This window comes from Rhodococcus coprophilus NBRC 100603 (assembly GCF_001895045.1).
In the GTDB taxonomy this organism is placed as follows: Bacteria; Actinomycetota; Actinomycetes; order Mycobacteriales; family Mycobacteriaceae; genus Rhodococcus; species Rhodococcus coprophilus.
The window spans coordinates 166,296-189,146 of record NZ_BDAM01000005.1 but is presented as its reverse complement, the minus strand read 5'-3'; the positions used below and the strand labels follow the sequence as shown (position 1 = coordinate 189,146).

Sequence of the window (22,851 nt, the reverse complement as noted above, 5' to 3'; positions counted from 1 at the left end):
CGCTATCGCGTCAGATAGCTGCGGAGGACGGCGGTGACATCGGTGATGCGCTGCACCTCGACGTGCTCGTCCCGCTTGTGGGCGAGGTTGGGGTCGCCGGGGCCGTAGTTCACCGCGGGGATACCGAGCGCCGCGAAGCGCGACACGTCCGTCCATCCGTACTTCGCCCGGAACCGGCCACCGGCCGCCTCCACGAGCGCCGCGGCCGCCGGATGCGACAACCCCGGAAGCGCGCCCGGTGACATGTCGGTCGTTTCCATCGTGATCGGCAGGCCGGCGAAGACCTCGTGGACGTGCGCGAGAGCCTCGTCGGGACTCCGGTCGGGCGCGAACCGGAAGTTCACGTCGAGTTCGGCCGCATCGGGTACGACGTTGCCCGCGACCCCGCCGCCGATCCGCACGGCCGACAAGCCCTCCCGGTACACACAACCGTCGATGTCGACCGAGCGCGCCTCGTAACGCGACAGCCGGTCGAGCACGGGCGCCAGCTTGTGGATCGCGTTGTCTCCGAGCCACGACCGCGCCGAGTGCGACCGGACACCGTCGGTCGTGATCCGCACCCGCAGGGTGCCCTGGCAGCCGGCTTCGATCTCCCCGCCTGTGGGTTCACCGAGAATCGCAACGTCGGCGTCCAGCCAGTCGCGCAGTTCACGCTCGATCCTGCCCAGACCGTTGTACTTCGCCGCGATCTCCTCGCAGTCGTACATGACGAGAGTCAGGTCGTGTGCCGGGTCGGTGATCGTCGCCGCGAGATGCAGGAAGACCGCGTCGCCGGCTTTCATGTCCGACGTACCGCAGCCCCACAGCACGTCGCCGTCGAGGCGGGACGGCACGTTGTCGGCGATCGGCACGGTGTCGAGGTGCCCGGCGAGCATCACGCGGCTTCCCAGGCCGCGGTCGGTACGGGCCAGCACGCAATTGCCGCTGCGCACGACCTCGAATCCGTCCGTCTGCTCGCGGAGCGCCTTCTCCACCGCATCGGCGATCAGCGTCTCGTCCTGCGACACGCTCGGAATATCGACGAGGGCGGCGGTCAGCCGGATGGGGTCGGCATGCAGGTCCAGGTGCGGTACGGCCATACGTGAACGATACGGAGGACGGTGCCCGCTGCTGGGACCGAGTGCGGTTTCTCCCAGGGCCTGATCGTCCCGATTCGAGGCTCAAGTACGATTCTCGACCGTGAGTGCACACGGAGCATCAGCAGTAGGCATCGCAAACATCGCGGCTGACGGGACCGTTCTCGACACCTGGTACCCGGCCCCCACGCTGGGCGAATACACAGAAACCGGAACGACCCGGCTCGAGGGCACCGACATTCCGTCGGACCTGGCTCTGGTTGCCGGAACCGACGAAGCCCGGGATGTGAACCAGGTCGTCGTGCGGACCACGATCGCCGATCTGTCCGCGGCTCCGGTCGACGCCCACGACGCATACCTGCGCCTGCACCTGCTCTCCCACCGCCTGGTCAAGCCGCACGGGCAGAACATGGACGGCATCTTCGGGTTGCTCGCCAATGTCGTGTGGACCAACTACGGCCCGTGCGCGGTAGAGAACTTCGAGACCGTCCGGTCGCGTCTGCGGATCCGCGGACCGGTCACCGTGTACGGCGTCGACAAGTTCCCGCGCATGGTCGACTACGTCGTGCCGTCGGGTGTCCGCATCGCCGACGCCGACCGCGTGCGCCTCGGCGCGCACCTCGCGTCCGGCACCACCGTGATGCACGAGGGCTTCGTGAACTTCAACGCCGGCACTCTCGGCAACTCGATGGTGGAAGGCCGCATCTCCGCAGGCGTCGTCGTCGACGACGGCTCCGACATCGGCGGCGGCGCCTCGATCATGGGCACCCTTTCCGGTGGCGGCAAGGAAGTCATCTCGGTCGGCAAGCGCTGCCTCCTGGGCGCGAATGCCGGTGTCGGCATCTCGCTCGGCGACGACTGCATCGTCGAAGCCGGCCTGTACGTCACCGCGGGTACCAAGGTCACCGGCCCGGACGGCACCGTCGTCAAGGCCAAGGAACTCAGCGGGGCGTCGAACCTGCTGCTCCGCCGCAACTCTGTGAGCGGCGCCGTCGAGGTCGTGTCCAACAAGGGCAGCGGCGTCGAACTGAATGCCGCTCTGCACGCGAACGACTGAGGAAGACCGTGAGTCAAGCCCCACAGACGGACACGCCGGAGGATCTCGGGAGCGGGCTCAAAGTCCGGCATCTGACGATGATGGGGCTCGGCTCGGCGATCGGCGCCGGACTGTTCCTCGGGTCCGGTGTCGGCATCCAGGCCGCCGGCCCGGCCGTGCTCGTCTCCTACATCCTCGCCGGCATCATGGTCATCTTCGTGATGCGGATGCTCGGCGAGATGGGTGCTGCGCTGCCCATCAGCGGGTCGTTCTCCCACTACGCCCGCATCGGCATCGGCCGCTGGGCCGGGTTCTCCATGGGCTGGCTCTACTGGTTCATGTTGATCATGGTGCTCGGCGTGGAGATCACCGGCGCGTCGGCCATCGTGCAGTCGTGGCTGCCGGGGGTCCCGCAATGGGTGGTCGCGCTGGTGTTCGTGACCTTCTTCGCGGTCGTCAACCTCGCCCAGGTAGCCAATTTCGGTGAGTTCGAGTTCTGGTTCGCGGCTCTCAAGGTCGGGGTCATCATCGGATTCCTGGTCATCGGCGTTCTGCTGGTCTTCGGGTTGCTCCCGGGCACCGAGCCGGTGGGGACGACGCACCTGCTCGGCGACGGGGACGGTTTCGCGCCCAACGGCATGGCGGGTATCGCAGCCGGGTTGCTCGCGGTCGCTTTCGCATTCGGTGGCATCGAAATCGTGACCATCGCCGCGGCCGAATCCAAGGACCCGGAACGGTCCATCGCGGTGGCGGTGCGCACGGTGGTCTGGCGCATCACGCTGTTCTACCTCGGCGCGATCTCGATCATGGTGCTCGTGTTGCCGTGGACCACAACGAGCGGCGAAACCTCGCCGTTCATCGCGGTGCTGAACGAGGCGGGCCTCCCGTACGCCTCCGGGTTCATGGAACTCGTCGTGGTGATCGCCCTGCTGTCGGCCTTCAACGCCAACGTGTACGGAACCTCGCGGATGGCATACTCGCTCGCCCGCGGCGGCGACGGGCCGGCCATCCTCGGCAAGCTCACGCACCGCGGCGTTCCCCGCAACGCCGTGCTGCTGTCGGTGTTCTTCGGCTTCGTGAGCGTCCTGCTCAACTGGCTGCTCCCCGACACGATTCTGGGGATCCTGCTCAACGCCGTCGGGTCGGCGCTGCTCGCCATCTGGATCTTCATCGTCGTCGCGCACCTGCGGTTGCGGCGCCGGTTCGAGGAGGAGGGAACGCTGCGCCTGCGTATGTGGTTCTTCCCCTACCTGAGCTGGTTCACCCTCGCGATGCTGGTCGGGTTCATCGCCCTGATGCTCTCCGACAGCAGCGCCCGCGCCCAGCTCGCGGCGACCTTCGTGCTGTTCCTGTTCATCACGGCTCTCGGATTCCTGTGGCATCGCCGGCAGGACGCGCGGGTCAACGACGGCTCCGGTCTGCCAGAGCACTGACGAGAATCTGGGCCAGCTCGGGGATGTCGGACGCGAGATAGCTCGAGCCACCGGTGGCCGCCGAGATCTCGGCGAGAGCGTCGCCGTCGGCGTCGTCCGTCACCCCGACCGTCACGACGGGTACGGGCCTGGCCGGGTCGTGCAGCTCGCCGAGGGTCGCGAGCAGTTCGTCCTTGCCGATCCCCCGTGGGTTCTCGTTCGCTCCGTCCGTCACCACGATCACGCTGTTGACGGCTCTCGGGTCGTACCCGGCCTGTGCTGTGCGGTACGCCTCCAGAACGGTGTCGTAGAGCGCGGTACCGGAGCCGGTGGAGTCCGGGACCCGCTCCTCGAGCGAGGTGACGATCTCACGCTGGGTCTCACCCCCGGCGACCGTGTCGAAGCGGCGGATCGGCGCGATCTCCACGTAGTCGCGCCCTCGGACGCCGATGTCGCTGGCGAACATCCACAGACCCGCGGACACGCTGTCCGGGAACACGTCGGCGGCGGCCTTCGCGGCCTGCGCGACCAGCCCGAGCGGGGTCGTGCCGTCGACCGGCCGTCGCATCGACTCCGACACGTCCACCGCGATCAGGGTGCGCACCGGCAATGCGAACAGACTCCAGGTACGCAGCGCCTCCTCGACGACGGAGTCATCCTGCGACTCCAGCACCGGGACCGTTCCCAAGCCACGAACATCGGGCAGGGCGTGTCCCACGCCGTCCCGGAAGCCCTCGCGGGAAAGAATCGCCCGCGCGTCCGCGGAGTTCAGGGCATCGGCCAGGGCTGCCCCGGTCCGCGACGCACGTGCGTTACGGTCCGGATCGGGCGCGGTGACCACGACCGGGTAGTCGACCATCACGGTGCCGTTCGCCGGGATCCACACCTCGAGATCCCGCTCCCGGGTCCGGCGGTACAACTGGGCCTGCTGCTCGGTGGTCACGGTGACGTCGTCGCCCGTGGTCTCGTCGAGCGCCACCTGTCCTGTCGGCGACTCTGCCTTACGAGCCCCCTCGCGCTGGGCGAGGACCGCGAGCACCGAACGCACCGTTCCGACGGCGACGGTGTCGCCGTCGGTTTCCGCGAACGCGGCCCGGATCGCCGCCGACGCCGTACCCGCACGCAGTGGGTTGCCCAGGTTCAGGTCGGAGACCGCGAGAGCCGACCGCCAATTGGGTGCGACCGGCACCGCACCGGGGGCACCCGCGAGCACCAGCGGCGATGTAGCCACCGGAAACGAGAGCGTGCGTACCGACCCGGCAGCGTCGTCCTGGGCACGCTGTGCCCACCATCCGCCCTCGGGGATCCACAGGTCGGGCGCGCCTGCGCCGGTGCCCAGCCTCGACGCGACCTCGCCTGGTTCCTCCGCGGTGACTCCGAAGACCGCGCATCCGGTGTCGGCGCGAGCGAGCGCCTCCCTGACCGCGGGAGCCAGGGCGGGCGCCACGGCGAGCGTGTACTCGTCGGTCGTGGAGCAGCCCAGGCCCCACTGCCCGGACACGAACGCCAACGCCGCGACGGCCAGTGCGATCACCACGAGGCCCACCAGAACCGATCGAGCGCGATCGGATCCCCGCCGCGGCGCCGACGCGCCGGATTCGTCCCCCACGTGTTCCCCTCCCGCCACGATCATCCATCAGCCCCGACACGTGTGAACTTGGCCACATGGTATCGGGTGAACTTCGGATGCGTGACGAGACGGCGAGGTCGGCTCGCCTCAGGATTCAGCTCGCCTCGGGATACAGCCCTTCGAGTCGGCGGGCGATCAGCGCGGCCTGGAGCTGCCTCAGCCCGGACGGCCGGGTCGGATCGAAACCGGTGAGCTGCGCGACCCGCTTGAGGCGGTAGTCGACGGTGTTGGCATGCACGTGCAACGTGCGCGCCGTGAGCTGTCGGCTCAGGTCGTGCGCGATGTGGGTCTCGAGGGTCTCGACGAGTTCGGCGGCGTCGTCGAGCGGTTCGAGCACGCGGGCAAGATGTTTGCGTGCCGGGCCGGGCCGGGTGAGCTGGTACTCGAGGGCGAGGTCGGCGATGCTGTAGGCACCTGCCGGCCGGCCCAGGCGACGCACCAGGTCCAGAAGTTCGTGTGCCTGCTTGGCAGCCGAGGGGATCTCCGGCACCTCCGCGTGGACGAGAGCGACGGTCACCTCCACCCCGGCGACGGTGCCGATCCGCTCACGGAACTCGTCGACGAGCGCGGTCGCGGACGATCCGGGCAGCAGAACAGTGCCGCCCTCCGGTCCGAGCAGTGCAAGATGCTTACCCTCACACAGCGTTTCGAGTTCGATCTCGACGCGACGCAGCGTGCGGCGGGCGACGACCTCGGGCCGGACATGGGGATTGCGCTCGTCGGGGTGCCGCGCGAGCGACACCGCGAGAACTGTGTACCCGTCGGCGAGTTCGAGACCGGAACGCTGCGCCACCGAGGCGGCGTCCTGCCCGCTGAGCAGCGCGGTGACCAGTTCCTGCGCGGCGACATCACGCTCGCGGCGGATGGCGTCGAGTTCGGCGACGAACCCGGTGGTCGCGGCGACGGTCACCTTCTCGAGCAGGGCCATCCACAGCCGTGACGCATCGGCGACCGACGCGACGTCGCCTTCGCGTGCCCGTTCGGTGACCAGTTCCCAGCCCAGGCGGATGCCTTCGTGGTAGATCCGCAGCATGTATTCGAGACGGAACCCCGCGCGCGCCCACTGTGCGGCGCTGCTGCGAAGGTCCGCGAGGTCGGAGTCGGACGGCAGTTCTCCGGCGTCGAGCAGATGGATCGCGATGCGCAGGCAGCGGACCGTCACCTCGGTGACGTCACCGCGCAGCGATTCACCGGGCCGAAGGGAGCACGGTGCGACATTGTCGGCGAAATGTGCGACAAGCTTGCGTGCGACGGCGGGCAGATCACGCAGCGGCACCGACGCCGGCTTCCCGTCCACCACGAACTTCGGCGTCTCGCCGACACGGCCGCCACCCCGGCCGTGCTCGGCTACACGGATCTGATCCGTTACAGACATCCCTCGAACCCCCATCGAAGTAACAAACCTATATACCGTGGAGTAGAGAATCCGCCTAGCACCACGGCATGCGCAACCCCTGGGACGTGTTTTTCTCTAGTCCGGGGTGACACGAAGATGTGGACGGACCGTCGTCACCGCCCGTCCGTCCCGAGTTTCCCCTTCTGCACCTTTCCCATCGCGTTGCGGGGCAGCGCACTCGTCACCCGCACCTCACGCGGCCGCTTGTGAACCGAAAGTTGTTCTGCAACATAGCTTATCAACTCGTCCTCGTCCACCTCCGGTCCTGAGGAGGCGGGAACGACGAATGCCGTGATGCGCTGACCCAGGTCCGGATCGGGCAGGCCCACCACCGCGACCTCCCCCACCGACGGATGACCGAGCAGCACCGTCTCGATTTCTCCCGCTCCCACCCGGAAACCGCCGGATTTGATCAGATCGGTCGACTCCCGGCCCACGATCCGGTGGAAACCGCCCTCGTCGACGACGGCGACGTCACCGGTGACGAACCACCCGTCCTCCGTCCACGACGCGGCGGTCGCGTCGGGCCGGTTCAGGTAACCGTCGAAGAGCATCGGACCGCGCACCTGGAGTACCCCGATGCTCTCTCCGTCGTGGGGGACGTCGGCGCCGTGCTCGTCGCGCAGGCGTGTCTCCACTCCCGCAACGGGTGTCCCGACCCAGCCTGGACGACGTTCCCCGTCCGCACGGGTGCTCAGGGTGAGCATGGTTTCGCTCATCCCGTACCGCTCGATCGGGGTCAGACCCGTCAGCTCCCGCAGCTTCTCGAACACCGGCACCGGCAGGGGTGCGCTCCCGGAGACGAGCAGCCGGGCCCCGCTCAGCGCGCGCGCCGACTCCTCGTCCTCCACGATGCGCGACCACACCGTCGGAACGCCGAAGTAGAGGGTGCCGCGCGCCTGCGCGTACGCCCGGGGTGTCGGGCTGCCCGTGTGGATCAGCCGGCTGCCCACCCGCAGTGGGCCGATCAGCCCGAGGACGAGACCGTGGACGTGGAACAACGGAAGTCCGTGGACGAGGGTGTCGCGCTCCGTCCAGTCCCAGGCTTCGGCGAGCGCATCGATCCCGGCGGCGATCGCCGCGCGGCTGAGCAGTACGCCCTTCGGCGGTCCGGTGGTACCGGAGGTGTAGAGCACGAATGCGGTGCGGGCGGGGGACGGTTCGGGCACGTGATGCCAGTCGCGGGCGTGGAGTCGTACCGGCAACACCGGCAGCTGCGGCACGTCCGGGTGCTCGTTGTCCGGGGCAGCGCCGACCCAGGCCTGGGCGCCGGAATCGGTCAGGATGTGCGCCAGTTCCGCGGGACCCGAATCCGGCGGTACCGGCACGACCGTGACACCGGCGAGCAGGCACCCGACGACCGCGACGACGGTTGTCGCCGTGGGATTTGCGAGAACCGCGACCCGTTCTGCCCGCGCGACTCTCGCCGCGAGTGCGGTCGCGGCACCGAGGACGTCGCTCCGGGAGAGCGTGTGGCCGTCGATGCGGACGGCATCGGGGACGTCGTCGCCGCGGGCGACGGCCAGGGGATTCAGCGAACGGAGAAGTGCAGACACACGCGACAGGATTCCACACGCCGCGGTGACGCCCGCACACTCGTCACCCGGCGACGCCGCCGAGCGCCCCCGAACTGGTCACCGTGGGACGCGGAGGGGGCAGCACGGTTCCGAGGACCGCGCCGAGGAGCATGCCGATCAATACCGCCACACCGTGCGCGTCGTCGAGCGCCACGAGGACCACCCCGAGAAGGAAGGTCGCCGCCGACGCGAGCAGCAATCGCCTCCGCGCCCCCACCACCGGCCACAGCCCGGCGATCGATGCGGCCAGGGCGAGAGTGGCGCCGGAGGTTCCGGCACCCACCGACGGCGATACGAATGTCGTGAACAGACCCCACAGGACCTGCCCGACGACGAAGAGCGCCACCGCGCGGTACCAGCCCCAGATCCGCACGGCGGCGATCGCGACCACGGCGAGCAGCGCGAGATTCGCGAACGTCACGGCAACACCGCCGTCCTCGACCAGCCCGGCGGTCAGCACCCGCCACCACTGTCCCCCGTCGCGGGTTCGCACCGGTTCGCGGCGGAACAACTCGACCAGCGACGGCACGATCAGTCTCGTCACCGACGCGACCGCGACGACGCCCCACAGCACGACAGCGGCCACCGGCGGTGGCCACCACCACGACCGCGACGCTGCACGGACGGCGCTGCGGGACGAGCGGAGATTCGGCATCGCGGCCAACGCGGTGAGCGCTACGACGGCGGCGTAGAGCGTCCACAGCCATGGATCGTCGCCGGATGCACTCACGCGCCCAATCTACCGGCCTCGGCCTGGCCGCACGGCGATGCCACGAGACGAGTCGAGCTCAACGCAGTCGGCGCGCTGCCGCTTCGATCGCGTCGTCCGTCGCGGTAAGCGCAATTCGCACGTGCTGGACGCCACCGGGTCCGTAGAACTCGCCGGGGGCGACGAGAATGCCCCGCTCCGCGAACCACGCGACGGTGGCGCGGCACTCTTCGCCGCGGGTCGCCCAGAGGTACAGTCCCGCCTCCGAGTGGTCCACGGTGAAGCCAGCATCGCGGACGGCGGCGAGCAGGATCTCGCGACGCGCCCGGTACTTCTCGCGCTGGATCTTTTCGTGCTCGTCGTCGTTCAACGCCGCCGTCATGGCCGCCTGGATCGGCAACGGCAGCATCATGCCCGCGTGCTTGCGCACCTCGAGCAGATCGGCGACGAGATCCGCATCGCCGGTGACGAACCCGGCGCGATAGCTCGCCAGGTTCGACGTCTTCGACAGCGAATGCACCGCGAGCAGGTTCGTGTGGTCACCGTCGCACACGCTCGGATGCAGGATCGACAGGGCTTCGCCCTCCCAGGTCAGGCCGAGATAGCACTCGTCGGAGACGACGATCGCGTCCCGGCTGCGCGCCCAGTCGACGACCTTGCGCAGGTGGTCGCGGCCGAGCACCTTGCCGGTGGGGTTCGACGGAGAGTTCACGAACACCAGCGCGGCACCCTCGGGTCCGAGCCGGTTGAGTCCGTCGGCGCGAATCAGCCGCACCCCGGCGAGCAACCCGCTCACCTCGTAGGTGGGGTACGCCAGTTCCGGGATGACCACCAGGTCGTCGGCACCGAGTCCGAGCAGCGTGGGAAGCCACGCGATCATTTCCTTGGTGCCGATGGCCGGGAGCACCGCCGCCGGATCGAGTGGGGTGATGCCGTAGCGGCGTGCGAGCGCAGCCACCGCCGCGACACGCAGTTCCTCGGTCCCGTGATTGGTGGGATAACCCGGTTCCGCGGCGACCGACGCCAAGGCGTCACGGACGACCGACGGAACCGGGTCCACAGGCGTGCCCACGGACAGGTTCACGAGACCCTCGGGATGCGCCGCCGCCGTGGCCTTGGCCTCGGACAGCGAATCCCACGGGAAGTCGGGAAGTTTGCTCGCTACCGACCGGCGCACGCGTGGCTTCACCGAAGCACCGCCCGTCTGCATATCGATCGACACCTACTCCTCGCCCATGGGAGGGAGGTTCTTGATGAACGGCGGGTCGTAGGCGACCTTGCCGAGCTTCGCGGCTCCACCGGGCGAACCGAGGTCGTCGAAGAAGTCGACGTTGGCCTTCACGTAGTCGGACCACTCGTCGGGTACGTCGTCCTCGTAGAAGATCGCCTCGACGGGACAGACCGGCTCGCAGGCTCCACAGTCCACACACTCGTCGGGGTGGATGTACAACATGCGTCCACCCTCGTAGATGCAGTCGACGGGGCATTCCTCGATACATGCCTTGTCCAACACATCCACACACGGTTCCGCAATCGTGTACGTCACTGCTGTTTCCCTGCCTCTCTGTCTGCCCGCCGATCCACCGCACCGGCCGTCCACCGGTCAGTGCGGTCCATCGTTCGTGGCCTGCTCACCACTGCGGTCCAGTATCCCCCGTTGCGCGGGCACGCCTGTGCATCAGGGTCCCCTGACCCTCGACGCCGTCGTCGTCGTGCCGGACGCCGCCAGGCTACCGAACGGTGACGTCGGCCTCGCGGGGTGCGTAGGCGGTCGTGCGCTGGCGCGCCGGGCGCCCGATGCCTTCCGCGATCGCGACGAGTTCTGCGACGGTCTTCTCGGAGCCGTGCTGCGAGCCCGCCATCCGGGAGATCGTTTCCTCCATCAGCGTGCCGCCCAGATCGTTGGCTCCGCCTTCGAGCATCGCCCGCGTTCCGGCGACACCCAGCTTGACCCAGCTGGTCTGGATGTTGTCGATCCGACCGTGCAACATGACGCGGGCCAGGGCGTGCGCGGCCCGGTTGTCGCGCATCGTCGGTCCGGGACGCGACGCGCCGGCCAGATACAGCGGTGACGACTGGTGGACGAAGGGCAGCAACACGAATTCGGTGAATCCGCCGGTGCGGTCCTGGATGCCGCGCAGCACGTTCAGATGCCCCACCCAGTGGTGCGGCTGGTCGACGTGCCCGTACATCATCGTCGAACTCGAGCGCAGGCCGACTTCGTGCGCGGTGGTGACCACTTCCACCCACTCGGCGGCAGGCAATTTGCCCTTCGTCAGCACCCAGCGCACCTCGTCGTCGAGGATCTCCGCGGCCGTGCCGGGGATGGTGTCCAGTCCGGCCTCGCGCAGGTCGATCAGCCAGTCGCGGATCGAGGTGCCACTGCGTGCCACACCGTTGACGATCTCCATCGGCGAGAACGCGTGCACATGCATGGACGGAACGCGTGCCTTCACCGCGCGTACCAGGTCGGCGTACCCGGTCACCGGCAGCTCGGGGTCGATACCGCCCTGCATGCAGACCTCGGTGGCGCCGGCGACGTGAGCCTCCCAGGCGCGGTCCGCGACCTCCTGCGCCGAGAGCGTGAACGCGTCCGCGTCGCCCTTGCGCTGCGCGAACGCGCAGAACCGGCATCCCGTGTAACAGATGTTGGTGAAGTTGATGTTGCGGTTGACCACGTAGGTCACGTCGTCGCCGACGGTGTCGCGGCGCAGTTGGTCGGCGAGCGCGACGAGCGCCTCGAGACCGGCTCCGTCCGCATTGGCGAGCGCGACGTACTCGTCGTCCGAACATCCCGCGGGATCGCGCTCGGCCGAGCGCAACGCTGCCAGCACGTCGCTGTCGAGGCGGACGGGCGCCGATTCGCCAAGTGCGAGCACCTGTTCGCGCACGGTTTCCCAGTCGCCGAACGCACTCCCGAGGTCGGAGCGGTACTCGGTGTTGCGTCCGCTCACGTCGATCTCGGAGTTCAGGTCGACGCGCCCGGACGAGTCCCAGTCGATGTCGGGTTCCTGCCACGGCAGTCCCGTCGGGAGCACGTCTCGGGCGAGTCCCGTGTCGGGATCCGCGAGTGCGCGCACGTGTGTGGTGATGCGGGGGTCGATCCACGGCTGCCCTGCCAGTACGTATTGCGGCTGGGCGGCGATCCGCTCGGTGAGGGTGTAGCCGGCGTCGGCGCTCACCTCGGCGAGCGTGTCGAGGTTCGGCCACGGCCGTTCGGGGTTGACGTGGTCCGGGGTGAGCGGCGAGACCCCGCCCCAGTCGTCGACACCGGCGCCGAGAAGCGCGCGGCACTCGTCGAGCGAGACCAGGTTCGGCGGCGCCTGGATACGCATCCCGGGGCCGAGGACGAGCCGCGAAACTGCAACCGCCGCAAGGAACTCCTCCAGGCCCGCATCGTCGACGTCGCGCATCGCGGTGTCGTCCTTGGCCCGGAAATTCTGGACGATCACTTCCTGGATATGCCCGAATGCCTTGTGCGACTTGCGGATCGCATGAATGGAGTCGGCGCGCTCGGCAACGGTCTCCCCGATGCCCACGAGAATCCCGGTGGTGAACGGCACGGACAACCGGCCCGCGTCGGTGAGTACCCGCAGCCGCACCGCCGGGTCCTTGTCGGGGCTACCGTAGTGGCACTCGCCCTTCTCGGTGAACAGCCGCTCCGAAGTGGTTTCGAGCATCATGCCCATCGAGGGCGCGACCGGCTTGAGCCGGGACATCTCGGCCCAGCTCATCACACCCGGATTGAGGTGCGGCAGCAGTCCGGTTTCCTCGAGCACCCGGATCGACATCGCGCGCACATAGTCGAGCGTCGAGTCGTAACCACGTTCTTCGAGCCACTGGGCTGCCTCCGGCCACCGCTCCTCCGGCCGGTCACCGAGGGTGAACAGCGCTTCCTTGCAGCCCAGTTCGGCGCCTCGGCGCGCGATCTCGAGGATTTCGTCGGGCTCGAGGAACATCCCCCGCCCCTCGGCCCGGAGCTTGCCAGGCACCGTCACGAAGGTGCAGTAATGGCAGCGATCGCGGCACAGCCGGGTGATCGGGACGAACACCTTGCGCGAATACGTGACGGTGCCGGGCCGCCCGGCCGCGAGCAGTCCCGCATCGCGAACCCGGGCTGCCGACGCGCACAGATCCTCGAGATCGGATCCGCGCGCCTGCAACAGGACCGCGGACTCGTCGACGTTGAGCGTCACGCCGTCGCGCGCCCGGCGCAACGCCCGGCGTATCGCGGAAGGTGCCGGCGGCGGTACCGCCCCGGGACGCACGGACGGCGTCGGAAGCATCGCAGACTGCGCGGTGTCGTTCGCGGAATCGGTCATCGGCCGATCATCCGCCTCACGGGGGCGGCATGCCACCTCGGGGTCTATTCGCGCGGGTAGTCGTCGTCGACGGGCACTTCGAGTTGCTGCTCGTACGTGTCGACGGGATCCGCTTCGAGAGGCACGTCGGACGGCGGAACGCCCTCGGGCTCTTCATCCACCGGAATGGCCTGGTCGATGCGGTCGGCCTCGGAGTCGTCACCCTGCTGGATGTCGAAGTCCAGTGCATCCGACGATTCGGTCATGACGATCCTCCTGGTGCGGTTCCTGCCCGACGGGTCGGGCTCGTGTTCCGGCATCAGCCTAGCCTGGATGCCGACAACGATGTCGGGCCGCCGCGGGGCCCCGGCGAGCATTGGAGGGTCATGGTGGACAGCGACGCCGACGTGGGTTCGGCGCCTCCGGAGGAGCGGAACCCGCTACCGGCTGCGGTTCCCGCACCGCAGGTGAGGATGGCCGACCCGGCGTGGCGTCCCAGCGAGCGAGCGCGGACCCTGTGGGCGATCAACGCCGCACTCCTGTGGGTGCCGGTGGTCGTCGCACAGGTCGTGTGGACGGCGATCGATCCTCGCCTCACCGTCTGGCATGTCGCCGCTGCCGTGGCGACCGCGGTCCTCGCGGCGCTGCACATCATCCTGGTGCCTCAGTGGCGCTACCGCGTCCACCGCTGGGAGATCAGCGACACGGCGGTCTACACGCGGTCCGGATGGTTCATCCAGGAACGGCGCATCGCGCCGATCTCGCGAATCCAGACCGTGGACACCGAGCGCGGCCCGATCGACCGCTGGCTCGGCCTGGCGACCGTCACCGTCACCACCGCTTCGTCGGCCGGCGCCGTCGAGATCACCGCCCTCGACGCAGCCGTCGCAGACGAAACCGTCGCGCGCCTGACGGAGATCGCAGGTCGCGACGGAGTCGACGCGACATGAACCCCGACCCGGATCCCTGTCGCGACCCCGACGACGGTGCCACCGCTCTGTCCTCCGGCGACGACCCGGACGCATCGGCGCCGTGGTCCCGACTCGACCCCCGGATGTTGCTCGTCCACCCCGTCGAAGAAGTGCTGCGCCTGCTTCCCGTCCTGATCGGCACCGTGGTGCTCGGGAGCAGCAGCGGCAACCCGTACTGGGGGCTCGCGGCCACCGCGGTGCTCGTCGCGGTCGGTGTGTCCCGATGGTTCACGACGACGTACCGGGTGGGGCCCGTGCACGTCGAGTTGCGTCGCGGTCTGCTCCAGCGGCAGGAACTGTCGATCCCGCGCAGCCGGATCCGGTCGGTGGACGTCGAGCAGCGGGTGCTGCATCGCCTGCTCGGCCTGGCCGTGGTGAAGATCGGAACCGGGCAGGCCGCAGGCGCCGGTGACCGCAACCGGTTCGAACTCAACGGGCTCGCTGCAGACTCCGTGCCCGCGTTGCGGTCCGCACTGCTGGCCGACCTGCCCGGCACCGACCCAGGCAGCGCAGACACCCGGACCGCCGGAGCCTCCGCGACCTCGTCCCCCGAGGTCGAACTCGCACGCTTCGACCCGCGCTGGGTGCGTTACGCACCGTTCTCCACGACCGGCCTGCTCGGCATCGCGGCCGTGGTCGGCCTGGCTTTCCAGTACGGGCTCGGCGAGCGCATCGCCGAGTCGGGAAGTTTCGAACGTGGAGTCGCGGCATTCGCAGCTGCCGGCGTGGTGGTCTCCATCGCGGTCGTGGCCTTCGTCGTGCTGCTGGTTGCGAGTATTGCCGCGTGCGCGCGCTACGTGCTGCTCTACGGGAACCTGCGGGTGACGGACGACGGACGCATGCTGCGCATCGGCCACGGCCTCGTCAAGGTTCGCCATTCCACCCTCGACCGTGGACGCCTGCGCGGGGTGAATCTCCGCGAACCGCTCGCTCTCCGGCTCGCCGGCGGCGCGCGCCTCGACGCCATCATGACGGGGGTCGCGGCCGAGAGCGGCGAATCGTCGCTGGTGCTGCCCTCCGCACCCGAACGCGAGGTGCAGCGTGTGGCGGCGGACGTGCTCACCGACCCGCTCCCGGTGCATGTACCACTGATCTCGCACGGTCCCGCGGCCCGTCGCCGCCGCTACACACGCGCTCTCGGGCCTGCGGTCGCGGTTGCTGCCGTCGTGATCGGTGCATTCGCGGTGGCCGGGCAGGCCCTACCGCTCTCCGCGACGATCGTCGCGGCGGTCGCTGCCGTCGCCACGGGGTGCGCATTGGGGTGGGACCGTTACCGCGGCCTGGGCCACGCGGTCGTGCCCGGTCGTCTCGTCACACGCAACGGGTCGGTCGATCGTCAGCGGGTGAGCCTGGACGCCGATGGCATCATCGGCTGGACGGTACGACAATCCTTCTTCCAGCGCCGGGCGGGTCTCGCAACAGTCGTCGCTGCGACACCGGCGGGGGCCGGACACTACGAGGTGATCGACATTCCCCAGGATCAGGCCTGGTCGCTGATCGACGCGGTCACTCCCGGATGCGGCGACCCCTGGACACGACGATGACGGACCCGCGTCCCCGTCCGGACCCCGGCACACTCGAGGAGATGGACGCCGAGCTGGTGCAGTGCCGTGCCTGCCCGCGTCTGGTGGCGTGGCGCGAGCAGGTCGCGCGGGAGAAACGAGCCTCGTACCGCGGCGAGGAGTACTGGGGTCGCCCGGTCCCCGGCTTCGGGCCGGACGACGCGTCGCTGCTGATCGTCGGGCTCGCCCCGGCCGCACACGGAGGCAACCGAACCGGCCGCATGTTCACCGGCGACCGGTCCGGCGACGTGCTGTACGAGGCGATGTACGAGGCGGGGCTGGCCTCGCAGCCGGTCGCGACGCACCGGGGCGACGGCCTCGAACTGTTCGGCACGCGGATCACCGCGCCCGTGCACTGCGCGCCGCCGGCGAACAAGCCGACGGTGGTCGAACGGGACACGTGCCGGCATTGGCTCGAGCAGGAACTCGATCTGCTCGCACCGACGTTGCGGGCAGTCGTCGTGCTCGGTGGTTTCGGGTGGCAGTCGTTGCTGCCTGTGTTGTCCGCGTCAGGATGGACGGTGCCCACTCCGCGACCGAAGTTCGGGCACGGCGCGCACGCGGTCCTGCAACCGGCAGCGCCGTCACGGCGTCCGCTGCACCTGTTCGGCTGCTACCACGTCAGTCAGCAGAACACCTTCACCGGCCGGTTGACGCGGGAGATGGTGACCGACGTGCTCAGGGACGCTGCTCGGGCGGCCGGACTGCCCGTGTGATCTCTTTGAGGCGAGCCGAGAACAGGTAGAACCCGGCCGGCGCCAGCGCCGCGACCGGCAGCAACAGCAGACGCCAGTCGGCGACGACCACCTGGTCGCCACCCGGACCGCCGGCCAGACAGAGCAGGAACACCACAGCCCAGGCGACGAGCGGAAGCGCCGCGCGGCCCAACGAGCCCGTCTCGGTGCGCATCGCCGCCACCAGGAGAAGGTTCATCACCGCCGCGAGCAAGATCACGACGGGAAACGGCACCCCGCCGATGTAGAGGCCGAGGTAGAACACCGACAGCACTGCGCACAGGCCACCGCTGATCACCAGCAGTGCGACCGCACCCCGGCGCGGTTCGGGCACGGATACGGGACCACCGGACTGCTTGGTTGCGGGATCGACCGTCATGACACGATAGTGCGCCACGGACCGAGGGACCGCGTAACCGGGTCCTGTGCGCTCACGGGACCGGAGGGTAACCGAGCATCGTCAGCAGGGCACTCTGCTGATCGGCGAAGTGGTAGAGCGCGTCGAAGTACTCCGCGCGGATCTGATCGGCGTAAGGCCGCAGCGAGTCCACGAACGCGACGATCTGATTCTGTACGGACCAGTTGTACATCGTGCCCCCAGCCGTGTGGCCGCCCCTGCGCGGCAGTCTCTATGACCCAGGTCACACTAACCGATGCCGGCGAACAGGTCATCCTCTCGACCGGAGTCGTCGACGCGGCCGAGCTCGCCGCGGGCGAGCACGAAGTGCTCCTCGGCGAACACCGGTTGGGCCACCATGTTGGACAGGGCGAACTGGCCGCCACCCGGAGCGAGCACCACCTGCGTCGCATGCGCAGCCATCGCGGTGCGCTTGGCGTCGAGCACAGCCGACACGTCGACGGCGGTGGTCACCCGGTCGTCGGCGACGCTCGGAAGCTCCCCCGGTTCGGGACGGCGCCAGCCGTCGGGCAGGTCGCCGATGGCGGCGATTCCCGCGTCCAGCGCCGACTGCTCGGTCACCGTCCAGTAGACCTTCGCCGGGGTCCAGGGCGCGCCCGCCTCCGGGTAATCCTCGGTCCCGGACAGCTCGACGGCGGCGGTGACACGGTCGTGGACCGCGATGTGGTCGGGGTGCCCGTACCCACCGCGCGGATCGTAGGTCACGACGACGTGCGGGCGAATCTCGCGGATGACCGCGACCAGCGCTTCCAGCGCCTCTTCTTCGTCGGCGTTCACCCATGCCCGCGGGTTCCCGGCAGCAGGTGTCCCGGCCATACCGGAGTCCCGCCAATGGCCTGCGCCACCGAGGAAGCGGGGGCCGTCCACACCCAGTGCCGCCAGCGCGCGGCTGAGTTCGAGCACCCGGTAACCACCGAGCTGGTCGGCCCGGTCGGCAGCGAGCTGCGCCCAGCGCTCGCCGATGACCTCTCCCTCTTCACCGAGCGTGCAGGTCACGACGGTGACCTCAACATCTTCCCCGACGTAACGGGCGATGACACCGCCCGTGGTGAGGGATTCGTCGTCGGGGTGGGCGTGGACCAGCAGGAGCCGGCGATCCGCGACGTTCGGCCGCTGGACGAAATCTGTTGTCACGGTTTACTCCTCCACCACAAGTGTGCGTCGCCGACGATGCCGGCCGGGACCGAACCGGTCAGTGACACGTTGTCGATGTCCGGGCCGGCCGCAACCACGGTGCGATCCTGCAGGATCGGGAGGTTCACGGCCAGTGCCCACAGGGCGGGCTGCGCGGCGGCGATGACCTCTCGCGGGTCGGCAGTTCCGCGTACCGCGGCGAGCAGATCTTCCTCGAGTCCGGGGTCGCACGCGCCGGAAAGGTTGCTCGGTGCTTCGAGCGTCGCGCGAATCTCGTCCTCCCGTTCGTCTGCGTCCTCGTCCGGCGACGTGGGCGCGGCGGGCGTGGTGGTGTCCTCGCCTCCGGCGTCCGGAGACTCGTCGGGTTGTGCATCCGCCGTCGGATCCGTGGAGCGCGCCGCGCCCTCGACGGTCGGCAGCACGGGCGGGCAGCCGAAGCGGGACAGGGCTGCGGTCGCCGGATCGTCTCCGGCACGCATCCAGCCGAGGATCGCGTGGACGTCACCGTCGACGAGCGACTCGCCGTACAGCTCGTCGGGCGGCAACTCCACGACAGTCGCGGCGATACCGGCGTCCCGCAGAACGTCGGCCGCGGTACGTGCGACCGAGAGCGAGATCTCCGCGTCCTCGGGCACCCCGACCACGAAGTTCAGGGGCTCGCCGTTGCGGAGAAGGAGGTCGTCGTCTGCCTCCGGCGGAGCTGCGGGAGGGGTGCTCGGAGCCCGCGAGGTCGTCGTGGCGGATTCTCCGGTGGGGGCGGGAGGTTCTTCGGGCGCCGGTTCGGGAGCGACGGGGACGTATCCCGCTTCGGCGAGCAGACCGAGTGCTTCTTCCCTGCTCGGGCGCGGCGGCATCGTCGGCGCGTAACCCGGATCGGACGGCGCGAGGACCTGCGCGCGTGCCGGGACCACGCCGGTCTGGGTTCCAGCGCCGACCAGAGCGAGGAGTTCCGGATCGAGCAGCGCGAGAATCCCGCGGCGCACGCGCGGATCCGCGAGTTCGCGAGCACGGGTGTTGAGGGTCAGGTCGAGGGTGCGGGGCTGCAGTTGGATGCCGGTCCGGACGCCGGGCACCGCGTCGAGCTGAGCGAGCAGCGCGGTCCCGCCACGGGCCTCAGCCACCTGGGCGTCGCCGCTGCGCAGCGATTCGGTGAGCTGCGAGTCACTGCCACCGCGGCGCATCAGGATTTCGTCGGGAACAGCGGGAGTGCCCCAGAAGCGGTCGTTGCGTTCGAGCAGCACCTCGCCGCGGCCACGGTCGACGGTCTCGACGTGGAATCTGCCGCCGGAGACCGGGATCGTCTCGGAGAGCCCGCTCAGGAACCCGCCGGGGGTGTCCTTGACGAGATGGGCGGGCAGCAGATGGGTGAAAAGTTCGCGCCAGGCCGGATACGGTTCGCGCAGCGTGACGGTGACCGTCTTGCCACCGCCCGACGACCGCACGTCGTCGACGAGCCGGTATCCGGCAGGATCGACGACCCCGGGCTGCGTGATCATCTGCTGCCACAGGTACCGGAAATCCTCGGCGGCGATCGGGGCGCTGTCGGACCACTGGGCTTCGTCGCGCACCTGGTACGTGATGGTGAAGGGTGCCTGCTCGGTGACCTCGGCGGAGATCAGCACCGTTTCGTCGGGAACCCACAGGCTCCCGGCCGGGTTCTCCGGATCGGGCACGGCCCGGAATGCGCTGGGCAGCACCAAGCCCGCGACCGCGTTGGCGACAGGCGACTGGTCGGCCAGCAGATGCGGGTTGAAGCCGGTGTCGACCCTGTCGATCGCGACGACGACAGTGCTCCGGGGCCGCGTCGGAGCAGGCGGGGTCGTCGGCTCCGCCTGTTCGATGGGCGGAGGCGGATCGGCGGTGCACGCCGTCAGCGCCAGGACCGCCGACACGAGGAGGGCCGGAATTCCGACACACCACCGGCGACGGACACGCGTACGCAACACTCCGGCTTCCTTCCCGTCGAACAGGTGGTACGGGACGGTCCCGGCTCGCATGTGCTCGCCGGGACCGCCACTTACTTGCTACTTGTTACGGGCCTTCTCGCGCGACCGCGCGCGCTGCCGATCGGTCGCCGAGAGGTCCACCTTGCGCACGCGCACGATCTCGGGGGTGACCTCGACGCACTCGTCGCCGGCACAGAATTCCATAGCTGCCTCGAGCGTGAGCTCGATGGGCTTGGCCAGCGTCTCCATCACGTCGGCAGAGGACTGACGCATGTTGGTCAGCTTCTTCTCACGCGTGACGTTGATGTCGAGGTCTTCCTGGCGCGGGTTGATGCCCACGACCATGCCTTCGTAGGTGTCCGCACCGGGCTCGACGAAGAACGTGCCGCGGTCGGCCAGCTGGATCATCGCGAACGGCGTCACGGTGCCCGTCCGGTCGGACACGAGCGAACCGGTGTGGCGCGCACGGATCTCGCCGGCCCACGGGGCGTAACCGTGGAAGACGGCGTTGGCGATGCCGGTTCCGCGGGTTTCGGTGAGGAAGTCGGTACGGAAACCGATCAGACCGCGCGACGGGACGAGGAACTCCATCCGCACCCAGCCGGCACCGTGGTTCGTCATCTGAACCATCTTGCCCTTGCGGTTGGCGAGCAACTGCGTGATGGCGCCGAGGTACTCCTCGGGCGTGTCGATGGTCAGCTCTTCGAACGGCTCGTGCAGCTTGCCGTCGACCTGCTTGGTGACAACCTGCGGCTTGCCGACGGTCAGCTCGAAACCTTCGCGGCGCATCTGCTCCACGAGGATCGCCAGCGCCAGCTCACCACGGCCCTGCACCTCCCAGGCGTCCGGGCGGCCGATGTCGAGCACCTTCAGCGACACGTTGCCGACGAGTTCCGCGTCGAGGCGGGACTTGACCATGCGGGCGGTGAGCTTGTGGCCCTTCACGCGGCCGACCAGCGGCGACGTGTTGGTGCCGATGGTCACCGAGATGGCGGGCTGGTCGACGGTGATCCGGGGCAGCGCCACCGGGTTCTCCAGGTCGGCGAGGGTGTCGCCGATCATGATGTCGGGGAAGCCCGCGACGGCGACGATGTCACCGGCGACGGCGGACTCGGCGGGGTGCCGCTCGACACCGACGGTCGCGAGCAGTTCGGTGATCTTCGCGCGGGTGACGACGGGCTCGCCGTCGACTTCGCGCATCCAGCTCACGGTCTGGCCCTTGCGGAGCTCACCGTTGTGGATACGCACCAGCGCGAGACGACCGAGGAACGCGGAGGCGTCGAGGTTGGTGACGTGCGCCTGCAGCGGTGCCGCGGCGTCGCCCTTGGGCGCCGGCACGTACTCCATGAGGACGTCGAAGAGATCGTCGAGGTTCTCCGCGTCGGGCGCTTGGCCGTTCTCGGGCTGCTTGCGCGACGCCTTGCCCTCGCGACCCGATGCGTAGAGCACCGGGAGGCCGAGTGCGAGTTCGGCCGCCTGGGCAGCCTCGTCGTCGAGATCGGAGGCGAGGTCGAGCAGAAGGGTCTGGCTCTCCTCGACGACCTCGGCGATGCGAGCGTCGGGACGGTCGGTCTTGTTGACCACGAGGATCACCGGCAGCGACGCGGCGAGTGCCTTGCGCAGCACGAAGCGGGTCTGCGGCAGCGGTCCCTCGGAGGAATCGACGAGCAGCACGACGCCGTCGACCATGGACAGGCCGCGCTCGACCTCTCCACCGAAGTCGGCGTGGCCGGGGGTGTCGATGACGTTGATGACTGTGACGCTGCCGTCGGGGTGGTGACGGTGCACCGCGGTGTTCTTCGCGAGAATGGTGATGCCCTTCTCACGCTCGAGGTCACCGGAGTCCATGACCCGGTCCACGAGTTCCGCACGTTCGGCGAACGCGCCCGACTGGCGCAGCATGGCGTCGACGAGGGTGGTCTTTCCATGGTCGACGTGCGCCACGATGGCGACGTTCCGAAAATCAGCGGTGCTCACGCGATGGCTCTCCTGGCTGTTGTCCGCGGCCACACGGCACTGGACCCGGTCGGCACCTCGCCCGTACGGCGCATATTGTTCGAAGCCGCTACGCGATTGCGATACGCCCGCTACCGGCCTGAGACGGCCCGAGCAGGCACTGCGGCCACGAACATCCTACCGCCCTTCCGGGGTCGCCTGCTCCGAGCCCTCCCTGTAATGCCAGGTCACGACGCCGGAACGTGACATTCGACACGCGAATACGCCGTTATACGAGCGTTACGGTCGGTCGGTGAGGTTCCGAAACCGCCTCTTGCGTTCCCGTAAGGGCACGCTAACCTGACACGCGGATATTGCGACGAGGGCGGGATTGTTCATGGGCAAGAAGATCAAGCCGGGCAAGGTCGCCGGCCTGAAGCCGAAGAAGAAGTGCTGCCGTAAGAAGACCCGTTGCCTGAAGTGCCCGGTCGTCGTGATGCGGATGAAGAAGGTCGCCGGCGACGACCTGAGCAAGAAGGAACTTCGCAAGTACCTCGAGAAGGCCCGCGCCGCGTGACCCGGCCGTACTCGTGAATTCAGCCGGCCAGCATGTCGCGCAGCGCGGGTAGCCACGCCCGGTCCGCCTCGACGAGGTCCATCTGCTCGAGTTCTTTCGCATCCACCCACCGCAGCGCGGCGTGATCGAGAGGGCGCGGTTCGCCCGAGACCAGGTCCACGCGGTACGCGCACATCACCAGGTCGCTGCCGAGTTGCACGGGGGGCCCGAACCGGTCGGCGCCGCGCACCTCGATCCCTAGTTCCTCCCGCAGTTCCCTGGCGAGAGCCTGCTCCGCGCTTTCTCCCGGTTCGATCTTCCCCCCGGGCAACTCCCACCGGCCGGCGAGTTCGGGCGGCCGGGTCCGCTGCGCGAGCAGAACCCGTCCGTCGCGAAAGACGGCACCCGCGACCACGTGTCCCATCGGTGCCGGTGTCGTTGCGGTCATGAGGTGCATC

General features: G+C 69.0%; 21 protein-coding genes and 1 pseudogene. 6 read left to right on the top strand and 16 right to left on the bottom strand.

What is annotated here, in order from left to right:
* Positions 1–2 precede the first annotated feature (2 nt).
* A complete protein-coding gene (gene dapE, locus RDCOP1_RS09630) occupies positions 3–1,079 on the bottom strand; it encodes a succinyl-diaminopimelate desuccinylase (RefSeq protein ID WP_072699894.1) in 1,077 nt (358 codons plus the stop codon).
* Positions 1,080–1,179: 100 nt separating this feature from the next.
* Between dapE and dapD the strand changes: the two genes are divergently transcribed.
* On the top strand, positions 1,180–2,133 hold the full coding sequence (dapD, locus tag RDCOP1_RS09625) for a 2,3,4,5-tetrahydropyridine-2,6-dicarboxylate N-succinyltransferase (protein ID WP_072699893.1): 954 nt from the start codon (positions 1,180–1,182) through the stop codon (positions 2,131–2,133).
* A gap of 77 nt (positions 2,134–2,210) precedes the next feature.
* Positions 2,211–3,545, top strand: coding sequence for an amino acid permease (locus tag RDCOP1_RS09620; RefSeq protein WP_371836824.1), 1,335 nt, complete (start codon positions 2,211–2,213; stop codon positions 3,543–3,545).
* Here RDCOP1_RS09620 and RDCOP1_RS22015 read toward each other — a convergent pair.
* From RDCOP1_RS22015 to RDCOP1_RS09580, 9 genes and pseudogenes are all read right to left on the bottom strand, one after another.
* On the bottom strand, positions 3,514–4,104 hold the full coding sequence (locus RDCOP1_RS22015; protein ID WP_371836823.1) for a VWA domain-containing protein: 591 nt from the start codon (positions 4,102–4,104) through the stop codon (positions 3,514–3,516). The genes RDCOP1_RS09620 and RDCOP1_RS22015 overlap by 32 nt on opposite strands.
* Positions 4,105–4,260: 156 nt before the next feature.
* Positions 4,261–5,157 (bottom strand): annotated as a pseudogene (locus RDCOP1_RS22010) (substrate-binding domain-containing protein); the annotation flags it as partial.
* Positions 5,158–5,248: 91 nt separating this feature from the next.
* Positions 5,249–6,529: a PucR family transcriptional regulator gene (locus tag RDCOP1_RS09610; protein ID WP_084722531.1), complete on the bottom strand. Its 1,281-nt coding sequence runs from the start codon at positions 6,527–6,529 to the stop codon at positions 5,249–5,251.
* Between the two features lie 134 nt (positions 6,530–6,663).
* On the bottom strand, positions 6,664–8,106 hold the full coding sequence (locus RDCOP1_RS09605; protein WP_072699891.1) for an acyl-CoA synthetase: 1,443 nt from the start codon (positions 8,104–8,106) through the stop codon (positions 6,664–6,666).
* 43 nt (positions 8,107–8,149) lie between these two features.
* Entirely contained in the window at positions 8,150–8,857 is a 708-nt protein-coding gene (locus tag RDCOP1_RS09600; protein ID WP_072699890.1) for a rhomboid family intramembrane serine protease, read from the bottom strand.
* 58 nt (positions 8,858–8,915) lie between these two features.
* On the bottom strand, positions 8,916–10,046 hold the full coding sequence (gene dapC, locus RDCOP1_RS09595) for a succinyldiaminopimelate transaminase (RefSeq protein WP_072700389.1): 1,131 nt from the start codon (positions 10,044–10,046) through the stop codon (positions 8,916–8,918).
* A gap of 12 nt (positions 10,047–10,058) precedes the next feature.
* Positions 10,059–10,382 (bottom strand): ferredoxin, encoded by a 324-nt coding sequence (fdxA, locus tag RDCOP1_RS09590; RefSeq protein WP_072699889.1) that lies wholly within the window; start codon positions 10,380–10,382, stop codon positions 10,059–10,061.
* Between the two features lie 184 nt (positions 10,383–10,566).
* Entirely contained in the window at positions 10,567–13,122 is a 2,556-nt protein-coding gene (locus RDCOP1_RS09585; protein WP_371836822.1) for a bifunctional FO biosynthesis protein CofGH, read from the bottom strand.
* A gap of 80 nt (positions 13,123–13,202) precedes the next feature.
* Positions 13,203–13,403, bottom strand: a complete 201-nt coding sequence (locus RDCOP1_RS09580; RefSeq protein ID WP_072700387.1) for a hypothetical protein — start codon at positions 13,401–13,403, stop codon at positions 13,203–13,205.
* Positions 13,404–13,610: 207 nt separating this feature from the next.
* On the opposite strand from RDCOP1_RS09580, the gene RDCOP1_RS09575 reads away from it, so the two are divergent.
* From RDCOP1_RS09575 to RDCOP1_RS09565, 3 genes are read left to right on the top strand one after another with little or no spacing between them, the layout of a single operon-like run.
* Positions 13,611–14,087 (top strand): PH domain-containing protein, encoded by a 477-nt coding sequence (locus RDCOP1_RS09575; protein WP_231923040.1) that lies wholly within the window; start codon positions 13,611–13,613, stop codon positions 14,085–14,087.
* Complete coding sequence (locus RDCOP1_RS09570; RefSeq protein WP_072699886.1) at positions 14,084–15,652, top strand: PH domain-containing protein; 1,569 nt, start codon at positions 14,084–14,086, stop codon at positions 15,650–15,652. The genes RDCOP1_RS09575 and RDCOP1_RS09570 overlap by 4 nt, the downstream gene beginning before the upstream one ends.
* Positions 15,649–16,386, top strand: a complete 738-nt coding sequence (locus tag RDCOP1_RS09565; protein WP_072700385.1) for a uracil-DNA glycosylase — start codon at positions 15,649–15,651, stop codon at positions 16,384–16,386. The genes RDCOP1_RS09570 and RDCOP1_RS09565 overlap by 4 nt, the downstream gene beginning before the upstream one ends.
* Here RDCOP1_RS09565 and RDCOP1_RS09560 read toward each other — a convergent pair.
* From RDCOP1_RS09560 to typA, 5 genes are read right to left on the bottom strand one after another with little or no spacing between them, the layout of a single operon-like run.
* A complete protein-coding gene (locus RDCOP1_RS09560) occupies positions 16,349–16,783 on the bottom strand; it encodes a hypothetical protein (protein ID WP_072699885.1) in 435 nt (144 codons plus the stop codon). The genes RDCOP1_RS09565 and RDCOP1_RS09560 overlap by 38 nt on opposite strands.
* Positions 16,784–16,835: 52 nt before the next feature.
* Positions 16,836–16,994, bottom strand: a complete 159-nt coding sequence (locus RDCOP1_RS21485; RefSeq protein ID WP_169848871.1) for a hypothetical protein — start codon at positions 16,992–16,994, stop codon at positions 16,836–16,838.
* A 56-nt stretch (positions 16,995–17,050) separates the two neighbouring features.
* Positions 17,051–17,956, bottom strand: a complete 906-nt coding sequence (gene mshB / locus RDCOP1_RS09555) for an N-acetyl-1-D-myo-inositol-2-amino-2-deoxy-alpha-D-glucopyranoside deacetylase (RefSeq protein WP_072699884.1) — start codon at positions 17,954–17,956, stop codon at positions 17,051–17,053.
* Positions 17,953–19,953: an ABC transporter family substrate-binding protein gene (locus tag RDCOP1_RS09550; RefSeq protein ID WP_084722530.1), complete on the bottom strand. Its 2,001-nt coding sequence runs from the start codon at positions 19,951–19,953 to the stop codon at positions 17,953–17,955. Before RDCOP1_RS09550 ends, mshB begins: the two co-directional genes overlap by 4 nt.
* Positions 19,954–19,980: 27 nt before the next feature.
* Entirely contained in the window at positions 19,981–21,879 is a 1,899-nt protein-coding gene (gene typA, locus RDCOP1_RS09545) for a translational GTPase TypA (protein ID WP_072700382.1), read from the bottom strand.
* A 355-nt stretch (positions 21,880–22,234) separates the two neighbouring features.
* Between typA and RDCOP1_RS09540 the strand changes: the two genes are divergently transcribed.
* The gene (locus RDCOP1_RS09540) at positions 22,235–22,414 is read left to right on the top strand and encodes a hypothetical protein (RefSeq protein WP_072699883.1); all 180 of its coding nucleotides are present in this window, start codon (positions 22,235–22,237) and stop codon (positions 22,412–22,414) included.
* 19 nt (positions 22,415–22,433) lie between these two features.
* On the opposite strand, the gene RDCOP1_RS09535 is transcribed toward RDCOP1_RS09540, so the two are convergent.
* Positions 22,434–22,841: a (deoxy)nucleoside triphosphate pyrophosphohydrolase gene (locus tag RDCOP1_RS09535; protein ID WP_072699882.1), complete on the bottom strand. Its 408-nt coding sequence runs from the start codon at positions 22,839–22,841 to the stop codon at positions 22,434–22,436.
* Positions 22,842–22,851: the final 10 nt, after the last annotated feature.